Source organism: Streptomyces sp. NPDC002265 (genome assembly GCF_040296125.1).
Lineage (GTDB): Bacteria > Actinomycetota > Actinomycetes > Streptomycetales > Streptomycetaceae > Streptomyces.
Window position 1 is genome coordinate 26,538 of sequence record NZ_JBEOWS010000012.1, and the last position, 20,553, is coordinate 47,090.

Genomic DNA, 20,553 nt, shown 5'->3' on the forward strand with positions numbered 1-20,553 from the left:
GTGCGACCGGTGATCGGGAGGAGTCCGTACGTGCACCGAGGTGTCCGGGGTGTCCCGCTGGCGCTCGCCCTGTTCACGACGTCCCTGGTCCCGGCGTCCACCGCCCGGGCCACCGCCTTGCCGTCGTCCGCCCCGCTGCCGCTGGAGCGGTTCTTCGACAACGTTGCCGTCAGTCACGACGCGCGGCCCGGCGAGGCAGACTTCGACGGCTCGGGCGCCTCGCTGTCGGCCCGGGACCTGCGGGCCGCGGGCTGGCTGCCCGGCCGCACCCTCACCGTGCAGGGGGCGGCGCTGATCTGGCCGCGCCGGCGGCCCGGCGAGCCGGACAACGTACGGGCCGACGGACAGCAGGTGCGCCTGCGGGGGCGCGGCGACGCCGTCGCCTTCCTGGTGGCCGGCACGCGCGGCGGCACGGTCGCCGGTTCCGGCACGGTCACCTACGCGGACGGCCGCCGCTCCCCGTACCTGCTCACCGCCCCGGACTGGCGCAGCGGCCCGCTCGCCACCAAGGCGGTGGCGCTCCCGCACGTCAACGGACCCGGCGGCCGACGCACCGGCAGGGCCCGGCTGTACGTCGTGACGGTCCCGCTGCTTCCCGGCCGCGCGGTCGCCTCCGTACAGCTGCCGCGCGCGGCCGGGCTGCATGTGTTCGCCCTGTCGGTACGGGCGGCGGCGAGGGGCTGGAGCGGCACCTGGGCCACGGCCACCTCCGGTGTGACGGCCGTGGGGCCGTGGACCGACCGCACGCTGCGGCTCGTGGTGCACACCTCGGTGGGCGGGCGGCGGGTGCGGCTGCGCTTCGACAACACCTTCGCCTCCGCCCCGGTCCGCATCGGTACGGCGACGGTGGCGGTGCGGGCGGCGGGCGCGGCCGCCCGGGGCAGGCCGGTGCGGCTCGCCTTCCGGGGGGCACGGGGCGTCGTCGTCCCGGCGGGGGCGCAGGCGGTCAGCGATCCGCTGGGGTTCCGGGTGCCCGCCGACGCCGATCTGCTGGTGAGCTTCCACCTCCCGGGCACGGTGCGGACGGCGCCCGGGCACCGGCTCGCGGTCCAGCAGTCGTACCTGAGCGCACCGGGCGACCACGCGGCCGACCGCCGGGCGGCGGCATACACCCCGGCGCTGACGTCCTGGCCGCTGCTGACCGGGGTGGACGTGCTCGGCGGGCCGGGGTCCGTGGTCGCCCTGGGCGACTCGATCACCGACGGGGACCGCTCCACCCCGGACACCGACCGGCGCTGGCCCGACGTGCTCGCCGCCCGTCTGCTGCGGCAGCGCACGGCGCCCCGCTACGGCGTCCTGAACGCGGGCATCGCGGGCAACCGGGTGGTCACCGACCGCTACCCGGGCGACGGCGTCTTCGCCGGAGGGTCCGGGGTGAGCGCGCTGCACCGCCTCGACCGGGACGTGTTCGCCCAGACGTCGGTACGCACCGCGATCGTGTTCGAGGGCGTGAACGACCTGGGGGCGGGCACCACGGCGTCCCGGCTCATCGCCGGGCTGCGGGAGATCGCGGACCGGGCGCACGACCGGGGCGTGCGGGTGCTGGCGGCGACCGTCCTGCCGTGCGGGGGACACTCCCGCTGCACACCGGCCGTCGACGCCGAGCGGGCCGAGGTCAACACCTGGATCCGGGACTCCGGGGTGTTCGACGGGGTCCTCGACTTCGACGCCGTCCTGCGCGACCCCGCCCGCTCCACCCGTATGCTGCCCGGCTACGACAGCGGGGACCACCTGCACCCCGGTGACGCCGGACTGGCCGCCCTGGCGGATTCGGTGGACCTGGCCCTGCTCTGAAGAGCTCCGAACGAGGAGTGGGGCCCGTCGGGGACCGGCTACACGTCGAGGTCCACGACCACCGGCGCATGGTCCGAGGCGCCCTTGCCCTTGCGCTCCTCCCGGTCCACGTACGCGTCCTTGACCGCCTTCGAGAACGGCTCGTTGCCGTACACCAGGTCGATGCGCATCCCGCGGTTCTTGGGGAAGCCGAGCTGGCGGTAGTCCCAGTACGTGTACGGGTGCGCGTACTTCAGCGGCCGCGGCACCACGTCGGACAGGCCCGTCCCGCGCAGCTCGGCCAGGGCGGCGCGCTCGGCGGGCGTGACATGGGTGAGGCCCTCGAAGACAGCCACGTCGTACACGTCGTCGTCCGTCGGAGCCACGTTGTAGTCGCCGAGGACGGCGAACGGGCGCGCACCGCCCGCGTCGCCCGCGACGGCCGCCTTCAGGGCCTCGAACCACTGGAGCTTGTAGGCGTAGTGCGGGTGGTCGACCTCGCGTCCGTTGGGCACGTACACCGACCAGACGCGGACCGGGCCGCAGGTCGCGGAGACCGCCCGGGGCTCCTCCACGCCCTCGTAGCCGGGGTCGCCGGGCAGGCCCTTGACCACGTCCTCGAGGCCGACGCGGGAGATCACCGCCACGCCGTTCCACCGGCCGGTGGCGTTCACCGCGGCCTCGTAGCCCAGCTCGCGCAGCTGGTCGAACGGGAACTGCGCCTCGGCGAGCTTGGCCTCCTGGAGGCACAGCACGTCCGTGCCGCTGCTCTCCAGCCAGGCCAGCAGCCTCGGCAGACGGGCGGTGATCGAGTTCACGTTCCAGGTGGCGATGCGCATGCACCACAACCTACCGGGCGGGTACGACAACGGCCCCGATCCCCGCTCCCCCGCTACAGCTGCGCCGACGACCCCGAGGCCAGCCGCAGGTGCTCCGCGCCGCCGAGGGCGCCGATCTGCCGGTCGTAGATCGGGCGGGCGAGGTCGGTGAGCAGGGCGTCGTGGATGTCGTAGGCGCGCTGCGGCTTCACCTCGCGGACGTAGTCGATGACCTCGGAGATCTTGTTCCACGGAGCCATCACCGGCAGCATCAGGGTCTCCACCGGGCGGTCGGGGACGGTGAGCGCGTCGCCCGGGTGGAAGAGCCGGCCGCCGTCGACGAGGTAGCCGACGTTCGTGATCCGCGGGATGTCCGGGTGGATCACCGCGTGCAGCTCGCCGTGCACCTGGACGTCGAAACCGGCCGCGGTGAAGGAGTCGCCGTGGCCGACGGTGTGCACCCGCCCGGGGAAGGCGGCCGAGAGCTGGTCCGCGACGGACGCGAGGGTCCAGATCTCGACGGCCGGGTCCGCCTCCAGGACGGCCCGCAGCCGCGCCTCGTCGAAGTGGTCGGGGTGCTCGTGGGTGACGAGGATCGCGTCCGCGCCGAGCGCGGCGTCCTCCTCGCTGAACATCCCGGGGTCCAGGACGAGCGTCCGGCCGTCCTTCTCCAGCCGGACACAGGAATGCGCCTTCTTCGTGAGCTTCATGAGTCCCATCCTGCCCCCGCCGGCCCGGCGGCGGGGGCGGACCACGACGCCCGGGGCGCGTCCCCGGTCCGGGGGTCACTCGGCGAGCGTGGTCTCCTCGCGGATGACCTGCTGGGCCACCCGGAACGCGCTGTTCGCCGCCGGCACCCCGCAGTAGACGGCCGCCTGGAGCAGCACTTCCCTGATCTCGTCCGGGGTGAGGCCGTTGCGCAGCGCGGCCCGGGTGTGGAACGCGAGCTCCTCCAGGTGGCCCCCCGCGACCAGCGCGGTGAGGGTGACACAGCTGCGCGAGCGCCGGTCGAGTCCGGGCCGGTCCCAGATCTCGCCCCACGCGTAGCGGGTGACGAAGTCCTCGAAGTCGCCGGAGAAGTCGTCGGCCTGCGACAGCACCCGGTCGACATGGGCGTCGCCGAGCACCTCCCGGCGCACCTTCAGCCCGGTCTCGTACCGGTCCGTCTCGCCCCAGGACTGCGCCGGTACGACGGCCGGGGCGATCGCGGCGATGGGCGCCGCGGGCTGGAGCAGGGCGGGGACCGGGCCGGCCGGGACCGGCGGAAGGGCGACCTGGCCGGTGGCCGAGTCGAAGCCGGGATCCCAGGCGGTCGAGAAGTGGTTGACGAGCAGGTCGGTGACGGCGGCCGGCTGCTCCACCGGGACCAGGTGGGAGGCGCCGGGGACGACCGCGAGACGGGCGTCCGGGATACCGGCCACCAGGGTGCGGGCCTCGGCGGGGCCGGTGACCTGGTCCTCCGAGCCGACCAGGACGAGGGTCGGCACACCGACGCGGGCCAGTTCGTCCCGCACGTCGAACACGGCGAGCGCCTCGCAGGCTGCGATGTAGCAGCCGGGGTCGGTGGTGCGCACCATCTGCACCGCCCACTCGGTGATCGCGGGCTGGGCGGCCGCGAACCCGCCGGTGAACCAGCGGTCCGGGGAGGAGCGGGCGATGGGGTCGAGCCCGTTCGTGCGCACGACCACCCCGCGCCGGCGGAACTCGTCGGCCGTGCCGAACCGGGGCGAGGCGGCGATCAGCACGAGCGAGGCGAGCCGCTCGGGGTACCGCAGGGCCAGCTCGACACCGATCGCGCCGCCGAGGGAGCATCCCGCGTATCCGAAGCGCTGCACGCCGAGCGCGTCGAGCGTGGCCAGCAGCCGGTCGGTCAGATCGGACACCGCGCCCGCCGGGTGCGCGGGCGCGCCGCCGTGGCCGGGCAGGTCGAACCGGAAGACGCGCCACTGTCTGGTCAGTTCCGGGACCTGACGGTCCCACATGTGCCAGGTGGTGCCCAGGGAGGGACCCAGGATCAGGACGGGGGCGTCTTCCGGGCCGTCGAAGCGGTATTGCAGGCTGTTCGGTGGTGTCTCGCTCACCCTTCTGACCCTCTCATGTATCACAGAAGCACCTATACCAGGGCCCACAGGGAGGCGCGCCGTGTCGTCCCGCAAAGACCGAAACTCGCAGGAAACGGTCCCGGTGCGAACGGAGTTCCGCACCGGACCGAGGGTCGCGACCGGCTGGACGGGGCTGTCACGAGGAGCGCTGTCGCGAGGAGCCCGGAACCGTCCGTGACGGTGCGGCCGGTCAGAGCTCGTCGCTGCCGCCCAGGCCGGTCAGGGCGCCGACCGGGTCGAGGTCGGGGGTGCCACGGGGCCACCAGTCGTCGGCGCCGGGGTCCGACTCGTAGGCGTACCACAAGCCGTCGCGCCCGAAGCGGAGTTGGACCCGGCCCTGGGGGTGGGTGAGGCGGTTGCGGGCGGGGCGGAAGGCGGGCAGGTCGGCGGCGAGCAGCAGGGGGCGGGCGCGGTCGAAGCGTCCGGCGGGCGGGTCCCAGGGCTCTTCGAGGACGGCGAGCCCTTCGGGTCCGCCCTGCCGCCAGGCGGCCACCGCGCGGGCCAGCTCGGCCGGGGTGCGGCCGGCGGCGGAGGCGAGCGAGGAGTAGAGGGTGCGGGTGCCGGCGGTGAGTCCGGAACCGGGGCGGGCCGCGGCCAGCCGGACCGCGTCCTGCCACAGCGTCAGTTCACCCGCCTCGTCGTGTCCGGTGCTCAGCAGGGCGTGGGCGCGGGCGGCGGCGTCGGTGGCCAGCTGGTCGAGCGCGAACGGGTCGGGACCGCCCGGCACCGAGGGGTAGACGGGCGGCTGTCCGGGATGCGCAGGCAGGGGCGACGGGGGCGGAAGGGGCGGGAGCCGGCGCTCCGCCAGGGCGTCGGTGGCCCGCACTCCGGGGAGCGGCTCGGGTTCTCTGTCCTGGGCGGCGCGGGCCGCCCGGGCCGCGCTCAGCCGGGACAGCGCGTCGACCAGCTCGCGCTCGCTGCGGCCGCGCAGCAGGAGCAGTACGAAGGGGTCGGCGTCCAGCAGACGGGCCGTCTGGAAGCAGAGGGCCGCCGCGTGTTTGCAGGGGTGGCCGCGGTCGGGACAGCTGCACTGCGGTTCCAGGTCGCCGGCGCCGGGCAGGAGCGGGACCCCGCATTCGGCGAGGGACTGGGGCATCTCGCCGTCGAGCAGCGCGGCGATGTGCCCCGGCCGGTCGGCGGCCACGTCCAGGAAGTGCTCCCAGTCGGTGTCGTCGAGGGTGCGCAGGCGCACCTGGACGCGGTACGGGCGGGGGCGGCTGCCCTGCACGTAGGCCAGGACGAGTCCGGGGGTCACCGTGATCGCGTCCACGTGCCCCTGTGCCGCGTAGGCCCTGCCGCGCGCCAGCCGCTTGGCGTCCAGCGCGCCCTCCTCCAGCGCGGCGACCCAGGCGTTCCCCCACCAGCTCTCGACGAACCGGCCGTCCCCGCCGTCGCCCTCGCCGGTCAGGGGCGGAAAGGCGGGGAAGGTGCGGCGCAGGTCGCCGTCCCGACGGGGGGAGGCCATGGACCGCGGGACACGGGGAGCGGCGCCGGGCGCGGCTGGGGAGGACGCGAGGGGTGCGGGAGGCACGGGAGGTGCGGGCGGAACCAGGGGTGCCGTGGTGTCCGCGGCGATGGAGTCCGAGGGGTCGGCGGTTGAGGGGGCGAGGTCCGAAGGGTCGGCGGCAGAGGAGGCGGCGCCCGAGGGAGCGGCAGCCGAGGGAGCGGCAGCCGACGGGTCGGCAGACGAGGGGGCGACGTGCCCGGGGCCGGGCGGCACGCGACCGACCGTCGGGGCGTCGAGCCCGGGGGCAGCCGAGGACCAGGTGTCGGACTCCGCCGGTGTCGTCGCGTCGGACGGCATCCGGAAGGCGTCGGCGAGCAGCGCCCTCAGCGCCCGGGCCCTGGCGCCGGGTGTGTCGGCGCGTGCGGGGGCCGGGCGCCGGGCGGAGCCGCGCTCGGGCCGGGGCGGGGCGTCGGCACGCGGTTCCCCGGTGTCCGTGCGGGCCTGCCGCGCCTCGGCACGGGCGGCCCGCAGGGCCTCTCGGGCGGCATCCCCGGGGCGCGCGCGGCGCGGTTCGGGCGCGCCCTCCTCGGCCGCGCCCTCCTCGGCCGCGGCAGGAGCGCCCGACGAGACGGCGGAGGGCGGGGTGGGCGTGCCCGTCGCGCCCTCCACCGCGAGGCTCCCGGCAGGGGCGGCGGCCCCGGTCTTCCCGGGACGCACGGACACGACAGGGCCGTCCCCGGCCGTACCCATGGACGCACCACCGGCCTCGACCCGGTCCCTGCCGGTTCCGGAACCGGGGCTGGTCCTGGAGCCGGGGCTGGTGCTGGTGCCCCTGCCGGTATCGCTGCCGGTGCCGTTGCCGTTGCCGGTATCGCTGTCGGTGCCGTTGCCGGTGTCAGTGCCGGCATCGTTGCTGGTGCTGCCCGTGCCCGTGCGGGTGTCGCTGCTGGTGCTGCCAGTGCTGGAGCCGGTGTCGCTGCCAGTGCCGAGCTCGCCGTCGGCGTGGGCGCCAGGGTCCGCTTCCGTCTGCGCGTCCGAGTCGGCGTCGGCGCCCGCACCTGCGCCCGGGTCCGCGGTGCGGCTCGCCGCCACGGCTCTGCGTAGTGCCGCGCGGGCCGCGTCGGCCGGTCCGGTCCGGCCGTTCCCGGGCTTCTCGGCGGCGGGGCGCCGCCCGCCCGGCTCCCCGGAGGCCGCAGGTTCCGTACGGACCGCGTGGCCCTGCGGGACCCGGCCGTCCTGCGGGTCCCTCCTGGCCACTGCCCCGGTCGCGGCCGCCGCTTCCTCGCCGGCCGCCCCGACGCCCCCGCCTGCACGCTCGCGCGCCGCCCGCAGGGCACGGCGTGCCGCGTCGGCCGGACGTTCCCCGACAGCTGAGCCCTCCTCGGCAGCCAGGCCCTCCTCGACAACCGGCCGCGCTGCCTCGTCCGGGGAACGGACCGCGTGCGCCGGCGTCTGCGTCGACGGCGTCTGCGCCACGGGGGTCGCCTCGTCCGACGGTTCCTCCGCCGATGTCCCCGGCACCGGTGTCTCCTCCGTACCCGTCACGATCACGCCTCCCTGCGCAGCGACACCAGGTCGGTCAGCTCGCGGTGCGTCAGTTCGGTGAGGGCCGACTCGCCGGAGCCGAGGATCGCGTCGGCGAGGGCGCGCTTGGACTCCAGCATCTGTGCGATGCGGTCCTCGACCGTGCCCTCGGTGATGAGGCGGTGGACCTGGACCGGCTGGGTCTGGCCGATGCGGTAGGCGCGGTCGGTGGCCTGTTCCTCGACGGCCGGGTTCCACCAGCGGTCGAAGTGCACGACATGGCCCGCGCGGGTGAGGTTGAGGCCGGTGCCGGCGGCCTTCAGGGACAGGACGAGCACAGGGGTCGCACCGCTCTGGAAGCGGTCCACCATGCGCTCGCGCTCCGGCACGGCCGTCCCGCCGTGCAGGAGGTCCACGGGGATCGCGCGGGCGGCGAGGTGGGCCGTGATCAGCCGGGCCATGCCGACGTACTGGGTGAACACCAGCGCAGAGCCGTCCTCGGCCAGCAGGGTGTCCAACAGCTCGTCGAGCAGGGCGAGTTTGCCGGAGCGGGCGGCGAGCCGGTCGGACGGTGCGGCCGCCTCCTTGAGATAGAGCGCGGGGTGGTCGCAGATCTGCTTCAGCGCGCCCAGCAGTTTCAGGACCAGCCCCCGGCGGGCGATCCCCTCGGCGGTCTCGATGGCGAGCAGCGACTCGCGCACCACCGCCTCGTAGAGCGCGGCCTGTTCCCGGGTGAGCGGGACGGGGTGGTCGGTCTCCGTCTTGGGCGGCAGTTCGGGGACGATGCCGGGGTCGGACTTCTTGCGGCGCAGCAGGAAGGGGCGGACCAGCCGGGCCAGCCTGGCCACCGCCTCCTCGTCCTCGCCGTTCTCCACGGCGCGGGCGTGCCGGGCCCGGAAGGACTTCAGCGGGCCGAGGAGTCCCGGTGTGGTCCAGTCGAGCAGGGCCCAGAGTTCGGAGAGGTTGTTCTCGACGGGGGTGCCGGTGAGCGCCACGCGGGCGGGGGACACGATGGTGCGCAGCGCCTTCGCCGTGGCCGAGTAGGGGTTCTTGACGTGCTGTGCCTCGTCCGCGACGACCATGCCCCAGCGCTGCCCGGCCAGCGTCGGCGCGGCCGAGCGCATCGTGCCGTACGTGGTGAGGACGAATCCGCCGGTCAGGTCGTCGAGGGTGCGGTCCGGGCCGTGGTAGCGGCGGACGGGAACGCCGGGGGCGAACCGGGTGATCTCCCGCTGCCAGTTGCCGAGCAGCGAGGCCGGACACACCACCAGGGTCGGTTCGCTGCGGGCGCGCTTGAGATGCAGGGCGATGAGGGTGATCGTCTTGCCGAGTCCCATGTCGTCGGCGAGGCAGCCGCCGAGGCCGAGGGAGGTCATCAGGTCGAGCCAGGCCAGGCCGCGCAGTTGGTAGTCGCGCAGGGTGGCGGCCAGGCCCGGGGGCGGCTCGGCGGGCCGCACACCGGCGGTCAGCCGGTCGCGCAGGGCGGCCAGGGCGCCGACCGGGACGGCCTCGACCGTCTCCCCGTCGACCTCCGCGCTGCCGGTGAGCGCGACGGACAGGGCGTCGACCGGGTCGAGGAGGCCCAGTTCACGGCGGCGCGCCTTGCGGACGAGCGCCGGGTCGACCAGGACCCACCGGTCGCGCAGCCGTACGACCGGGCGGTGGGCCTCGGCGAGGGTGTCCATCTCGGCCTCGCTGAGCGGGTCGCCGCCGAGCGCCAGCTGCCAGCTGAACCGCAGCAGGTCCTCGCCCTCGAAGAAGCCGGTGCCGTCGGTCGCCGAGCCGGGCGCGGACCGCACGACCGCCGTGGCGGTGAGGTCCTGGGCCAGGTCGCGCGGCCAGTGCACGGCGACTCCGGCGGCCGCGAGCCGGCCGGCCGCGGCGCCGAGCAGGTCGCCCACCTCCTCCTCGGTGAGGGCCAGGACGTCGGGCGTGTCCTGCTCGGCCAGCCGGTCCAGCGGGGGCCAGACGCGTGCGGCGCGCCGCACGGCGAGCGCGGCGTCGACGCGGGCGCGGGGTCCGAAGGCGGCGTCCGCCTCGCCCGCCCACAGGGCCGCCGCGTCGGCCACGAGGGTGGGGTCGGCGAGGCTGTGCACCTGGAGGACGGCCGCGCCCGCGCTGCGCACCCGCTCGCCGGTGTCGAACAGGTCGTACGCCGACAGGTCCAGGCGCAGTGAGATCCGTACGCCCGCGTCCATGCCGGCGGCGACCTCGGCGGCCCAGTCGGCGGCGCCGGGCAGTCGCTGCGGGCGGCGGTCGGCGAAGGGCCTGCCGCAGGCGTACGGCGCGGCGGGGGTGCGCGGGAGGGTGTCCGCGACCGCGTCCAGGAAGGAGCGCATCAGCGCCTCGGGCTGTGGCAGCCGCAGCGGTCCGGGGCCGGTCAGCGGCACGGCGTGTCCCTCGTACGGGAGGGCAGCGGCGACCGCGCGCAGATGGGCGATGTCGTCGGGGTCCAGGGGGCCGGCCCGCCAGGCGTCGTGGCCCGTGCGGGTGAGTCCGGGCAGCAGCCGGCCGCGGGCGGTGAGCCGCAGCGCGTGCAGGGCGGCGGCGCCCCAGCAGGCGGTGGCGGGGTGGGCCGCCGGGTCGCGGCGGGCCCGCACGAGCAGGGGCAGGGCCCGGTCCAGCGACAGCGACAGCGCGGGAGCCTGCCTGCGGCGGACCGAGGCGCCATGGCGTCGTACGACGGTGAGTTCCGTGCGTTCGGCGGACTCGGCGGTGTCCGCGGGCAGCGGTGCGTCCGCGGGGTCCCAGAAGACGACACGTCCGTCGCGCGGGAGCGGGGCGGGCAGGAAGACGGCCGCGAGCCGCAGGGGAACGCTCTCGTGCTCCCGCGCGCGCCCGGCCGCCTCGGCCGTCCCGCTCGTGCCCGCTGTTCCGCTCGTACCCACTGTCCACCTCCCGCCCGTGGTTCGGATCAACCGTCTTCGACTCTACGGGCGGGGTCTGACAATCGGCTCCGGCGGCCGTCCGGGGACGGCCCGTGCGGTCAGGGGACCGCGCGCGAGACGACGTAGATCATGGGGTACTTGGGGTTGGAGGTGTTCACCACCACGTCCTGCGTCGGCTGCGGGTTCTTCTGCCGGTGGACGAAGCCCCAGTACGGGCCGGGGCGGGCGCCGGGTCCGCCGAAGTCCCAGCCGGTGATGTTCCGGTCGCGGGCACCGATGACGATGTCGTCCCGCTTCAGCTGGTCCCGGTCGGCTCCCAGCTCCGCGAGGAAGGCGTCCAGGCCGGCCTGCGTGGTCTGGAACTGCACGTAGAGACGGCTGGTCTTCCAGTTGTTGGTCTCGTAGTAGGCGACCTGGTTCGACGGGTGCGGGACCGGCACCTGGTAGAGGCGGCGCTGCACCTTGGAGGGCCAGCCCGCGGTCAGGCCGGTCGCCGAGTACTTCTTCTCCTTGTCCTTGCCGCTGTCGCGGCTCTGGTTGGCGGAGATCACGAGATAGCCGGCCGGGACGCCGATGAGCAGCACGATGATCAGCAGGGTGAGCGCCCGGCGGCGGTTGCGGTGCCGGCGGTTCTCGGCCGGTCGGGGCTGCTCGTCCGGGGGCGTGGCCTGGCGGGGCAGTGCGGTGGTGGTCATGCGGTGTCCTGGGTGCGGCGGGCCTCGGAGTACTTCTCGTAGCGTTCGTGGCGTTCCACCCGGCGTCTCTTGGCGCGGCGGAAGCGGCGGGCGACCAGGCGGGCGAGGTCGGCGGCGCCGACCATGCCGGCCTCGGGGCCGAGCTGGGCGCGCGCGATGCGGGCCTCGGGACGGTAGCCGCGGCCGGTGAGCTGGCGCCGGAAGGCGTCGCGGGCCGGGCCGATCAGCAGGTCGTCGGCCGCGGAGACACCGCCGCCGATCACGAAGCAGGACGGGTCGAGCGCCGCTGCCAGGTTGGCGATGCCGACGCCGAGCCACTGGCCGATGTCCTGGAGCAGCTCGATGCACATGGCGTCGCCGTCACGCGCCAGCTCGGTGATCATCGGGCCGGTGATGTCGCCGATGTTGCCCTTGACGTGCTCGATGATCCCGTACGCCACCGGGGAGTCGGCCGCGGCCAGCTCCCGGGCCTCCCGGACCAGCGCGTTGCCGGAGCTGTACTGCTCCCAGCAGCCGCGGTTGCCGCACGCGCAGCGGTGGCCGCCGGGCACCACCTGCATATGGCCGAACTCGCCCGCGACACCGAACTTGCCGCGCTTGACCTGCCCGCCCTCCAGGATCGCGCCGCCGATACCGGTGCCGAGGGTGATCATGACGAGGTGGTCCTCGCCGCGTCCCGCGCCGAAGCGCCACTCCGCCCAGGCGGCGGTGTTGGCGTCGTTGTCGACGAGCACGGGCACCGACAGACGGCCGGAGAGGCGGTCGCGCAGCGGCTCGTTGCGCCAGGACAGGTGGGGCGCGAACAGGATGCGGTTGCGGTCGGCGTCGACCCAGCCGGCCGCGCCGATGCCGACCGCGTGCACGTCGTGCCGGTCCGACAGGTCCAGGACCAGCTCGACGATGGTGTCCTCGACGACCTTCGGGCTCTTGGACTTGTCCGGGGTCTCCGCGCGGAGCTTCTCCAGGATGTTGCCGTCGGCGTCGACGACGCCCGCCATCACCTTCGTACCGCCGATGTCGATGCCGACCGTGGGCACACGGGGTGCGGTGAGGTGCGAGCGGCGCTCACGGGTGCCCACGGTACGCAGCACGGGGGCTCGGCGGGAGCCGATGGGGGCGCTGAGGTCGCGGTAGGTGCTCATCAGGCCCGATTGTGCCTCACCGCTCCGGCCGGTGGGTCCGGGTGACAGGGACCTGTGTGCGGCGCGTCCGCCCGCGCGGCGGCCGCCGCCCGCGGCGGCTCCGGGGGTGCGCGCGTGCCCCGGCGACGCCCCGCGCTCCCGCGCCCGGCGCGGCTCGTGCCGCAGGTCGTCCCGCTCGTCACCGCCCGCCGCCGGGCCGGCCGGCTCCGCCGCGGTGGCGTCCTCGTGGGGGCGGTCGCCGGCTGTCGGGCCGCGCCTCGAGAGGTACGGAACGGTCGCCCACGAGGCCGGTGTGACGAGGGTTGCGGGTGATGAAGACAACACCGGAAGGCTCGCCCCGCTGCCGGCTCCGCGCACCCCGTCGTCGAACGTCTGCACGCCCGGTGATCGGCGGGCATACGGCGGCCACTTTGTCCGGACATTGCGACGAATGGGGGCGCGGAAACGGGGGCGGGAACGGGGGGCGGAAACGGCGGGCCCGGAGGGCGGGCGGCGGACCCGAACAGTTACGGGATGGGCGGGAGCGGCGGGCTCAGGGGCGTACGAGCAGCTGGAACTCGAACGCGTAGCGGCTCGGCCGGTAGAGGTGGTCGCCGAACTCGACCGCGCGGCCGGTGTCGTCGAAGGTCGTGCGCTGCATGGTGAGCAGCGGGGCGCCCTCGGACTCGGTGAGGCGCTCGGCCTCCGCGGCGGTGGCGGCGCGCGCGCCGATGGACTGGCGGGCGCTGTGCAGGGTGAGCCCGGCGGAGCGCATCATCCGGTACAGGCCGGTGGCCTCCAGCCGGGCGGTGTCCAGGTCGAGCAGTCCGGGCGGCAGGTGGTTGCACAGGTACGCCATCGGCTCCCCGTGCGCGAGCCGCAGCCGCTCCACCCGGTGCACGTCGCTGCCCTCGGGCACCGCGAGCGCCGCGGCGACCCCGGCGGTGGCCGGGACGACGGTGTTGACGAGGACCCGGGTCGCCGGACGCTGACCGGCCGCCTCCAGGTCGTCGTAGAGGCTGCTGAGCTCCAGGGGGCGCTTGACCTGGCTGTGGACGACCTGCGTACCGACGCCCCGGCGGCGCACCAGCAGGCCCTTGTCGACGAGCGACTGGATGGCCTGGCGGACGGTCGGACGGGACAGACCGAGCCGTGCCGCGAGCTCGATCTCGTTGCCGAGGAGACTGCCGGGGGTGAGCGTGCCCCGCTCGATCGCCGCCTCCAGCTGCTGGGAGAGCTGGAAGTACAACGGCACGGGGGAACTGCGGTCCACGCTCAGCTCCAGCCGCACGGCGGGGCCCACTTCTGGTTTCGGCACGGTGCGAGCGTAGCCCCGTGGCCGGTTGACGGGAAGTTGTGTAGTTCGGTTGTCCGGACATGCGCCTTGACAGTGCATTGACAGCGCACGGGGTCACCCTCCAGGTTGTTCCCATGCGCATCGGTGTCATCGGTACAGGTCGGATCGGCGCGATCCATGCGAACACGCTCAGCCGTCATCGCGAGGTCGGTTCACTGATCCTCACGGACGTGAACCCCGCGAGAGCACAGGAGTTGGCGAACAGACTCGGCGAGACGGCGGCGCCGGGAGTGGACGAGATCTTCACCTGGGGTGTGGACGCCGTGGTGATCACGGCGACCACGTCGGCCCACGCCGAACTGATCGGCCGGGCGGCACGTTCGGGGCTGCCGGTCTTCTGCGAGCAGCCCATCTCCCTCGATCTGCCCAACACACTGCACGCCCTCGCCGAGGTCGAAGCTGCCGGAACGATCCTTCAGATGGGTTACCAGCGCCGCTTCGACGCGGGGTACACGGGGGCCCGCGAGGCGATCCTCTCCGGCCGGCTCGGCCGGCTGCACACCATCCGGGCCGTGACCTCCGACCAGTCCCCGCCCGCGGCGGCATGGCTGCCGCAGTCCGGCGGGCTGTACCGGGACGCGCTGATCCACGACTTCGACGTCCTGCGCTGGCTGACCGGCCGCGAGGTCGTGGACGTCTACGCCACCGGGTCCGACGCCGGCCCCGCGATGTTCCGTGCGGCCGGCGACATCGACACGGCCGCGGTGGTCCTCACGCTCGACGACGGCACCCTCGCGACGGCGACCGCGACCCGCCTGAACGGCGCCGGCTACGACGTCCGCATGGAACTGGCCGGGGAGCTGGACCAGATCGTGGTCGGCCTGGACGACCGTACGCCGATCGCGTCCACGGAACCGACCGGTCCGCCGGCCGCGGACCGGCCGTGGACGGGCTTCCTGGAACGCTTCAAGCCCGCCTACGAGGCCGAGCTGTGCGCGTTCGTCGAGGTGGTGCGCGGTGAGCTCGCCAGCCCGTGCGACGGCCGCGAGGCCCTTCAGGCGCTCAGGATCGCGGAGGCCTGCGAGGTGTCCCGGCGCGAGCGCAGGGCGGTCGGCCTCGCGGAGATCCCGGGCGGAGTGATGTCGACGTTACGGTGAGCGGGTGCCCACCGGGTGAACGGGCCCGCCGGGCGAGGTCCGGGGCCGCGAAGGGCCGGAGCGGCGGGAAGACGCAGGGACGGGTCGGCCGGAGGTCCGGTTGCGTGGGGGGCCTGGACCTCCGGCCGGTCGCGCCGTTCCTGCGCGTCAACCGTTGACGGGCGGCCTGCTCAGCAGCCGTAGTTGATCAGGTTGAACGTGACGTAGTGGTCCGCGGTGTAGTAGTCCTCGTCGGTCTTCTTCCCGGTCACGATGCGACGCGCGCCGCGCGTCGACGACCCGGGGGTCTTCACCGTGTACTCGTGGTAGTAACCGGTCGCCTGCGAGGGCAGCACGCCCTCCCGGTTCTGGAAGACCGCCCCGTCCTGCGAGTACGGGAACGGGCCGCCCCGGTCGATGAGGGCGAGGGTGTCGTACGCCTGGGACGGCAGCCTGGAGTAGCAGACGCTGCCGACCGCGGCGTTCGCCGTCGTGGCGGAGACGGTTCCGCCGACGAGCAGGGCGGAGAGGACGGCGGCCGAAGCGCCGATGCGGGTGATGCGTGGGGGGAATCTCATGCCCTCATGATGACGCGCGTAGAGAGTGGCATGTCAATGACAAGACTGCGGATTTTGCCGTCAACTCCCATGAGTTTTCAGGGAGTTAACTTGAGTTCGCCCTTCGTCGCGCGCCCGTTCGTGTCACGCCGAAGCGCGGCCTCCCGAGGTACGGCCGGGGACCGCGCTGCACCGCCGGGACGGTCCCCTCCGGCGCCCGCGGCCCGTCCGCCTCACCCGGCGTGGGTCGAGAACAGACCGCCCGTCGGGCCCTGCTTGTCGCCGCCCTGGGCCTTCTTCAGGGCGTTGGCGAGGCCCTCGATGGTGAGCGACTGGAGGATGACGCGACCGTGGCCCTCCAGGGTGGCCAGGGACAGGCCCTCACCGCCGAAGACCGCGTTCATCAGGCCCTGCCGGTTGAGGCCGCCGACACGCTGGACTCCGTAGCGGATGCCCTCCTCGAACGCGACGACGCAGCCGGTGTCGACCTCGATACGGCCGCCGAAGTCGGAAGGGTCCAGGTCGATGAAGTTGCCGGCACCGGCGATGATCACCGTGCCCCGGCCGGTGAACTTCTCCAGGACGAAGCCCTCGCCGCCGCTCATGCCGGTGCGGCCGCTCTGGAAGGCGATGCCGAAGTCGACGGTGGACTCGGCGGCCACGAAGGCGTCCTTCTCCGCGAACCACGCGCGGCTGCCGTCGAGCTCCAGGGCGCGCATCTCGCCGGGCAGCACACCGGCGAAGCCGACCGTGCCCTCGCCGCCCTGGGCGGTGAAGTACTGGAACGCCAGCGACTCGCCCGCGAGGGCGCGCTGGCCGACCTGCATGGCCGTCCCCATGGCCTGGCGCAGCATGCCGCCCATGCCGCCGCCCCCGCCGGACTGCTGGGCGCCGCCGCCCGACGGACCGGAGAGCCGGGTCTCCATGGTCACGTTCGTGGTCTTGAAGAGGAACTTCCCCGCCTCGCAGTACACGGTCTGGCCGGGGCGCAGGCTGACGACCGCCATCTGCATGGCGTTGCCGACGATTTCTTGCTGAAGAGTCACGACGGGAGAACGCGGGAGACGGACGGAAGAGTTCCGGCCACCGCCGCACCCGGCCGACGTCACACCCGGCCGGCACCGCACCCAGCCCGCACCGCACCGCACCGCACCCGGTCGGCATCGCACCCGGTCGGCCGCCCACCGAGGGCGCCTCGTCGGCCCGGGACACGGCGCCCGCCGTATTCGGGGGTCCGCGCGGCCTTCGGCGATAAGGTGCCGGAGACGTTGCAGTTTGCACCTGCCGAGGTGTCCCTGCCCGCAGCACACCATCCACGGTGAGGGACGATGATCGTATCGGTGGTGTCGATGCCGGAAGGTGTCGTCACCCGCACAGGACTGCCGGAAGCCCGTGAACGCCTCCGGGCCTCCGGTCTCGTGATCGTGACCGTCGAGCAGGAGGACGACGACCCGCCGTGCGCCGAGCAGCCGCTGTCCCGGCTGCTCGGCGTGGAGGACGAGGCCTGGGAGTGGTTCGGTGAACCGCAGGACGAGGTGCGGGCCGAGTACCACGGCGACTTCGCCGCGTGCGTCGTACCGGTGGTCCACAGCGGCCGCCGGATCTCCTACGTGCAGGTACTGGTCGACCCCCGGCACCTCGTCATCTTCCACCGAGGGCCCGTCGACGCGGTCGGCACCTTCCTCGAACGGCTGGCGGTGGACTCGCCCGCCGAGTCCTTCGTCGCGCTGTTCCTGTTTCTCCAGGGTGTGCTGGAGACCTTTCGGCGGGCCGTCACGGACTCCCATCTGGAGGTCGAGGACCTCGAGGAGGCGATGTTCGCGGAACGGCGGCCCGAGCAGGTCCGGCTGCTGGCCCGGCAGCGTCGGCACGCGGCGCAACTGCATCGCGCGTTCCTGCCCTACGCCGCGCTCGCGCAGGAGGTCCTGGTCCGCCGCCGGATGACGAGCCACGGCCTCTCGGACGAACGGCGAGCGCTGAACAGCTTGCACGAGCACACCGTCCAGCTGGTGCTCCTGGAGATCGAGTCGCTGCGGGACGCCGCCCGGCGGGCCGCGGGCAGTTATGCCTCGCTCATCGCCGACCAGCAGAACGTCGTGATCAACCGTCTCACCGTCGTGTCGATGATCTTCCTGCCGCTGTCCTTCCTGACCGGGTTCTTCGGGATGAACTTCGCCTTCCTGACCAACAGGATGGAGAGCGAGGACTCGTTCCTGTGGCTCGGCCTCGGGCTTCAGCTGCTCGCCGTGGTCATGGCCATGTACTACGTGCTGTACCGCACGCACTGGCGGCAGCTGCGCGTCACCCATGCCCGCGACACGCTGGACGACCTGGACTCGCTCGACTCCCAGTCCTGACCGCGGCCGAGGCGACTCACCCGCGCCGGTCGCCCCGGTCCTCAACCGCCCCGGTTGCCTCGGCCGCCTCGGTCGCCTCAGCCGCCGAGTTCCTGGTACCGCGCGGTGAGCGCGGCCGTGCCCTCCGGTGTCAGGGAGCCGAACAGCCGCAGCCGGGAGATGCCGCCGTCCGGGAAGATGTCCACGCGCGCGTGCGTGCCGACGGCGGGGTCCGGCAGGACGAAGCGGTGGCCGGTGTCGGGCTGGAGCCGGGTGCGGGGCAGGATCTCGGTCCAGTCGCCGTCGTCGCCGTCCCGCACCGACACCGACGCCCAGCCCGCCGCGTTCCCCTTCAGGTACGCCGTGTCGATCTCGATCGCGCGGATCGCGGACCGGGCGGCCAGCCGGTAGCGGATCCAGTCGTTGCCGGTGTCACGGCGGCGGCGGGTCTCCCAGCCGTCGTCCATCCGGCGGGAACGGCCCGGCCCGATGGTGTTCGCCGCCGGGGAGTAGAACAGGTCCGACGCGTCCTCGGCGCGGCCGCCGTTCTCCAGGGCGACCACGTCGAAGGTGCCGAGCACCGCCAGCCACGCGGGGTCGGGTACGACCTCCCCGTACACCCGCAGGCGCGCGATGCCGCCGTCGGGGTGCTGGTTGACGCGCAGGTGGGTGAGGCGCTGTTCGACCAGGACGGCGAAGCCGTTCGCCGCGTGGCCGCCGACCTCGGTGCGCGGGACGAGCGTCGTCCACTTCACGTCGTCGCCGAGGATCTCCTCCGGGGACGGGGAGCCCGGCACGGACGTGCCCTCGACCGACACCGCCCGGGGGTGGTTGCCGCGGAAGTGGGCCGTGTCGACGACGATCCCCCGGACGACGCCTGGCGCGCCGAGGCGGACCAGCGCCCAGTCGTGGTCCTCGGCGGCCGGCCAGGGGTGCTCGGCCGAGACACCGCGCCGCCTGCGCGTCTCCCAGCCGTCCATGACCTTGCCCTTGTGTCCGAAGTGCTCGGGGACGAACTCGGCGCGGCCGGGCAGCAGCAGGTTCTCCCGCTGGGCGAAGAACTCGTCGTTGGCGGCCACGACGGCGCCCCCGAGCCGCCGGTCGGCGAGGTCGGTGTGGTGGGTGAAGGGGAAGTCGGCGGTGCGGTAGTCCGCGTACGGGTCACCGCCGCCGTAGGGGTTCGCGTCGCCGGTGAAGCGGGCCAGGGGGAGTTCGTGCTGCGCCGTCACGGTGATCAGGTGTTCCTCTCGGGAGCCGGCCGCCGCGGGGACGGGAGGGATCAGGGGGTGCGGGTCAGCAGTCGGCCCTTCGGGGCGGTGAACACGCCGTCCGCGAAGACGCGTTCACCGCGCAGCCAGGTGGACTTCACGACCCCGTGGAGGGTCTTGCCCGCGTACGCCGTGACGCGGTTGCGGTGCTGGAGCGCCGCCGGGTCCACGGTGAACGTCTCCTCGGGCGCGAGGACGGCGAAGTCGGCGTCGTGGCCGGGCACGACGGCGCCCTTGCGGTCGTCCAGTCCGACCAGCCGTGCCGTGCGGGCGGACATCCAGCGCACGACGTCCTCCAGGCCGTGTCCGCGTGCGCGTGCCTCGGTCCAGACGGCCGGCAGACTCAGCTGGAGGCCGGAGATTCCGCCCCAGGCGGTGGCGAAGTCGTCGGTCTTCAGGTCGGCCGTCGACGGCGAATGGTCGGTGACCACGCAGTCGACGGTGCCGTCCGCCAGCGCCTGCCAGAGCAGGTCCTGGTTGGCGGCCTCGCGGATCGGCGGGCAGCACTTGAACGCGCTGGCGCCGTCGGGGACCTCCTCGGCGGTCAGGGTCAGGTAGTGCGGGCAGGTCTCTACGCTGACCCGCACCCCTTCGGCCTTGGCGGCGGCGATCAGCGGCAGCGCGTCGCCGGAGGACAGGTGCAGGACGTGCACGCGCGCGTCCAGCCGCCTGGCCTCCGCGAGGAGCGCGGCGACGGCTGTGTCCTCCGCCTCGCGCGGACGGGAGGCGAGGAAGTCGGCGTACCTGGGGCCGCCGCGCTGCGGGGCGGCGTCCAGCTGGTGCGGGTCCTCGGCGTGCACGATCAGCAGGCCGCCGAACCCGGCGATCTCGGCGAGCGAGCGCCCGAGCCGGTCCCGGTCGAGGTGCGGGAACTCGTCCACGCCCGACGGGGACAGGAACGCCTTGAACCCGAAGACGCCGGCGTCGTGCAGCGGGCGCAGGTCCCCGACGTTGCCGGGCAGGGCGCCGCCCCAGAAGCCGACGTCCACGTGCGCCTTGTCGGCGGCGACCCGCTGTTTCGTACGGAGGTGCTCGACCGTCGTCGTCGGCGGGAGGGAGTTGAGCGGCATGTCGACGAGGGTGGTGATGCCGCCGGCCGCCGCCGCGCGTGTGGCGGTCCAGAAGCCCTCCCACTCGGTGCGGCCCGGGTCGTTGACGTGTACGTGGGTGTCGACCAGTCCGGGCAGCAGGACGTCGTCGCCGAGGTCCTCCAGCCGGGCCCCGGACGGCACCTCGGCGTCGTACGGCAGCACGGCCGTGATCTTCCCGGCGCGGACCGCGACCGAGGCGGCGCGTGTCCCTTCCGGAGCGACGACACGCCTTGAGCGCAGCACCAGTTCGGCGTCGGACACCTGGACCCTCTCTCTGCCGCTGTTCGGTTCCGCCGTTCCCTTCCGCGCCCTTCCGAGACACGGCATTTACTTCCACGTAACGGAATTCAACGTTCTGTTGAAGGAGTCTTCACTCCCGCCTCCGCGCCGTCAAGAGCACCCCCGCCCGCGGCGGACCGAACGCCGCCGCTCCCCCGGTTTTCCCTACATTTCCGCATACCAGAGCGATCTTTCCGATCAGCAGAATGTAGTTCCGCCTC

The 20,553-nt window shown here is 74.0% G+C and carries 15 protein-coding genes; 3 read left to right on the forward strand and 12 right to left on the reverse strand.

The annotated features are described in order from the left end of the window. Positions 1–30 precede the first annotated feature (30 nt). Entirely contained in the window at positions 31–1,794 is a 1,764-nt protein-coding gene (locus ABT085_RS03900; protein WP_351601589.1) for an SGNH/GDSL hydrolase family protein, read from the forward strand. 38 nt (positions 1,795–1,832) lie between these two features. Here ABT085_RS03900 and ABT085_RS03905 read toward each other — a convergent pair whose 3' ends face one another. The 8 genes from ABT085_RS03905 to ABT085_RS03940 form a co-directional block, all read right to left on the reverse strand. After that, positions 1,833–2,612, reverse strand: a complete 780-nt coding sequence (locus ABT085_RS03905; RefSeq protein WP_351601592.1) for an exodeoxyribonuclease III — start codon at positions 2,610–2,612, stop codon at positions 1,833–1,835. A 53-nt stretch (positions 2,613–2,665) separates the two neighbouring features. Continuing rightward, positions 2,666–3,301: an MBL fold metallo-hydrolase gene (locus ABT085_RS03910; RefSeq protein ID WP_351601595.1), complete on the reverse strand. Its 636-nt coding sequence runs from the start codon at positions 3,299–3,301 to the stop codon at positions 2,666–2,668. Positions 3,302–3,376: 75 nt separating this feature from the next. After that, positions 3,377–4,672 carry a bifunctional 3-oxoadipate enol-lactonase/4-carboxymuconolactone decarboxylase PcaDC gene (pcaDC, locus tag ABT085_RS03915; RefSeq protein WP_351601597.1) on the reverse strand — a complete coding sequence of 432 codons (1,296 nt, stop codon included), beginning with the start codon at positions 4,670–4,672 and terminating at the stop codon, positions 3,377–3,379. Positions 4,673–4,883: 211 nt separating this feature from the next. Then, a complete protein-coding gene (locus ABT085_RS03920) occupies positions 4,884–6,890 on the reverse strand; it encodes an SWIM zinc finger family protein (RefSeq protein WP_351601661.1) in 2,007 nt (668 codons plus the stop codon). A 797-nt stretch (positions 6,891–7,687) separates the two neighbouring features. Further along, positions 7,688–10,552, reverse strand: a complete 2,865-nt coding sequence (locus ABT085_RS03925; protein ID WP_502982619.1) for an SCO1167/SCO6262 family helicase — start codon at positions 10,550–10,552, stop codon at positions 7,688–7,690. A 98-nt stretch (positions 10,553–10,650) separates the two neighbouring features. Then, positions 10,651–11,247 (reverse strand): sugar kinase, encoded by a 597-nt coding sequence (locus tag ABT085_RS03930; RefSeq protein ID WP_351601600.1) that lies wholly within the window; start codon positions 11,245–11,247, stop codon positions 10,651–10,653. Beyond that, entirely contained in the window at positions 11,244–12,389 is a 1,146-nt protein-coding gene (locus ABT085_RS03935; RefSeq protein WP_351601603.1) for an ROK family glucokinase, read from the reverse strand. The genes ABT085_RS03930 and ABT085_RS03935 overlap by 4 nt, the downstream gene beginning before the upstream one ends. A gap of 532 nt (positions 12,390–12,921) precedes the next feature. Further along, positions 12,922–13,659 (reverse strand): GntR family transcriptional regulator, encoded by a 738-nt coding sequence (locus tag ABT085_RS03940; protein ID WP_351601666.1) that lies wholly within the window; start codon positions 13,657–13,659, stop codon positions 12,922–12,924. 140 nt (positions 13,660–13,799) lie between these two features. Between ABT085_RS03940 and ABT085_RS03945 the strand changes: the two genes are divergently transcribed. Then, on the forward strand, positions 13,800–14,822 hold the full coding sequence (locus ABT085_RS03945; protein WP_351601606.1) for a Gfo/Idh/MocA family protein: 1,023 nt from the start codon (positions 13,800–13,802) through the stop codon (positions 14,820–14,822). A gap of 170 nt (positions 14,823–14,992) precedes the next feature. Here ABT085_RS03945 and ABT085_RS03950 read toward each other — a convergent pair whose 3' ends face one another. Both ABT085_RS03950 and ABT085_RS03955 read right to left on the reverse strand, forming a co-directional pair. Continuing rightward, the gene (locus ABT085_RS03950) at positions 14,993–15,379 is read right to left on the reverse strand and encodes a guanyl-specific ribonuclease (protein WP_351601609.1); all 387 of its coding nucleotides are present in this window, start codon (positions 15,377–15,379) and stop codon (positions 14,993–14,995) included. 212 nt (positions 15,380–15,591) lie between these two features. Next, on the reverse strand, positions 15,592–16,404 hold the full coding sequence (locus tag ABT085_RS03955) for an AIM24 family protein (protein ID WP_351601612.1): 813 nt from the start codon (positions 16,402–16,404) through the stop codon (positions 15,592–15,594). Between the two features lie 282 nt (positions 16,405–16,686). Here ABT085_RS03955 and ABT085_RS03960 point away from each other — a divergent pair, with 282 nt between their 5' ends. Next, the gene (locus tag ABT085_RS03960) at positions 16,687–17,715 is read left to right on the forward strand and encodes a magnesium transporter CorA family protein (protein ID WP_351601615.1); all 1,029 of its coding nucleotides are present in this window, start codon (positions 16,687–16,689) and stop codon (positions 17,713–17,715) included. 77 nt (positions 17,716–17,792) lie between these two features. On the opposite strand, the gene alc is transcribed toward ABT085_RS03960, so the two are convergent. Both alc and allB read right to left on the reverse strand, forming a co-directional pair. Then, a complete protein-coding gene (alc, locus tag ABT085_RS03965; RefSeq protein WP_502982620.1) occupies positions 17,793–18,932 on the reverse strand; it encodes an allantoicase in 1,140 nt (379 codons plus the stop codon). A gap of 41 nt (positions 18,933–18,973) precedes the next feature. Next, positions 18,974–20,314 carry an allantoinase AllB gene (gene allB, locus ABT085_RS03970; RefSeq protein ID WP_351601621.1) on the reverse strand — a complete coding sequence of 447 codons (1,341 nt, stop codon included), beginning with the start codon at positions 20,312–20,314 and terminating at the stop codon, positions 18,974–18,976. Between the last annotated feature and the right edge of the window lie 239 nt (positions 20,315–20,553).

What these genes read in the sequence shown, in the direction of transcription:
- ABT085_RS03905 (WP_351601592.1), bottom strand. Translation starts at nt 2,612, where the DNA reads ATGCGCATCGCCACCTGGAACGTGAACTCGATCACCGCCCGTCTGCCG.
- ABT085_RS03910 (WP_351601595.1), bottom strand. Translation starts at nt 3,301, where the DNA reads ATGAAGCTCACGAAGAAGGCGCATTCCTGTGTCCGGCTGGAGAAGGAC.
- ABT085_RS03920 (WP_351601661.1), bottom strand. Translation starts at nt 6,890, where the DNA reads ATGGGTACGGCCGGGGACGGCCCTGTCGTGTCCGTGCGTCCCGGGAAG.
- ABT085_RS03930 (WP_351601600.1), bottom strand. Translation starts at nt 11,247, where the DNA reads ATGACCACCACCGCACTGCCCCGCCAGGCCACGCCCCCGGACGAGCAG.
- ABT085_RS03935 (WP_351601603.1), bottom strand. Translation starts at nt 12,389, where the DNA reads ATGAGCACCTACCGCGACCTCAGCGCCCCCATCGGCTCCCGCCGAGCC.
- ABT085_RS03945 (WP_351601606.1), top strand. Translation starts at nt 13,800, where the DNA reads ATGCGCATCGGTGTCATCGGTACAGGTCGGATCGGCGCGATCCATGCG.
- ABT085_RS03950 (WP_351601609.1), bottom strand. Translation starts at nt 15,379, where the DNA reads ATGAGATTCCCCCCACGCATCACCCGCATCGGCGCTTCGGCCGCCGTC.
- ABT085_RS03960 (WP_351601615.1), top strand. Translation starts at nt 16,687, where the DNA reads ATGATCGTATCGGTGGTGTCGATGCCGGAAGGTGTCGTCACCCGCACA.